This is a genomic window from Acinetobacter sp. WCHA39, assembly GCF_002165385.1.
Classification (GTDB): domain Bacteria; phylum Pseudomonadota; class Gammaproteobacteria; order Pseudomonadales; family Moraxellaceae; genus Acinetobacter.
Map to the genome: position 1 here is coordinate 1 of NZ_NHRP01000078.1, position 1,482 is coordinate 1,482.

Here is a 1,482-nt window from a genome sequence, read left to right on the forward strand (position 1 = left end):
TGTAAGCCCAAAATAGAAATGTCCGGTTTCTCCAAAGTAAAAATGTCCGCTTTTAGAATATGCGCTTTTGCAATTTCCTTAGCGGACGGTTTGATATGTTGGTGTCTATGTCGGATAAAGAACTTAAACGATTGTCGGTCTTGCAAGAAATCTGTGATCAACGTATAACTCAATCCCAGGCTGCTCAGCTACTTCATATCTCAGAACGTCAGATCAGACGCTTACTGCAGAAATACAAAGCTCAAGGTCCCGCTGCATTAGCCCATGCTGGTCGTGGCCAAATCAGCAATTCTAAACTTCCTGAAGAACTCAGACTTAAGTGTCTCAATATTGTTTCAGATCAACTTTATGGTTTCGGACCCACTTTAGCGCATGAAAAGCTCACCACCGTGCATGGATTCGATCTTTCAGTAGAAACCCTGCGTTCCTGGATGATTGCAGCCGATTTATGGATCCCTCGCTGCAAGCGCCTGAAACGACCATATCAGCCTCGTTATAACCGAGATTGTTATGGTGAATTGATCCAAATTGATGGCTCACACCATGATTGGTTTGAAGGTCGAGCACCTAAATGCTGTCTGCTAGTATTCATCGATGATGCCACAGGAAAATTGCAGCATTTACGCTTCTGTGCGTCAGAGTCAGCCTTTGACTATATGATTTCGACACGTTTATATATCGAACAGCATGGTAAGCCATTGGCATTTTACAGTGACAAACATTCAGTTTTTAGGGTGAATCAAAGTAGCAAGAAAGACACCAAGATTACCCAGTTTGGACGTGTTCTGAGCACTCTCAATATCGATATCATTTTCGCTAACTCCCCTCAAGCCAAAGGTCGTGTAGAACGAGCGAATAGAACACTTCAGGATCGTCTGATTAAGGAGATGCGTCTAGAAGGCATCAGTTCAATTGCAGATGCCAATAAGTGGCTGCCGTGCTTTATTGAGCAATTTAATCGTAAATTCGCCAAGATGGCTTTTAATCCCAAGGATCTACATCGGCCTATCGCTGAAACAGCCGAAGAATTAGATGATGTTTTTACCTGGCGTGAACCCCGCAGGGTCACGAACAGCTTGACGATTACTTATGATAAATGCGTATATATCTTGGAAAACAGCGAAGAAAATCAAAGATTGGGCGGCAAGTATCTTGAGTTCCTGGAATATCCGGATGGTACTGTAGCCATTGAATATCAGGGAAGAAAAATCAATTACAGCATCTTTGATAAATTAAGTCAGCTCAACCAGAGAGAGATCGTTGAGAATAAACGTTTGGGTTCTGTGCTGGCACATATTCAACAACAGCATGAACAACTGGAACACCAAAACAAACGCAATCGTTCTCAAAAGATGCCACGTAGACAAGCACAGAAAACAGCGATTGAACAACGAAATCTCAATCCTGTGTTTGACTTGGAAATGTCCATATAGGACATTTCTATTTGGTTTTAAGGTAGGACATTTCTACTTGGGAATAACA

1 protein-coding gene is annotated in these 1,482 nt (G+C 42.2%); it reads left to right on the top strand.

Going from position 1 to position 1,482, the window contains the following annotated elements:
• The first annotated feature begins 107 nt into the window (after positions 1–107).
• The gene (locus CDG56_RS16645) at positions 108–1,433 is read left to right on the top strand and encodes an ISNCY family transposase (protein ID WP_087548448.1); all 1,326 of its coding nucleotides are present in this window, start codon (positions 108–110) and stop codon (positions 1,431–1,433) included.
• Positions 1,434–1,482 lie beyond the last annotated feature (49 nt).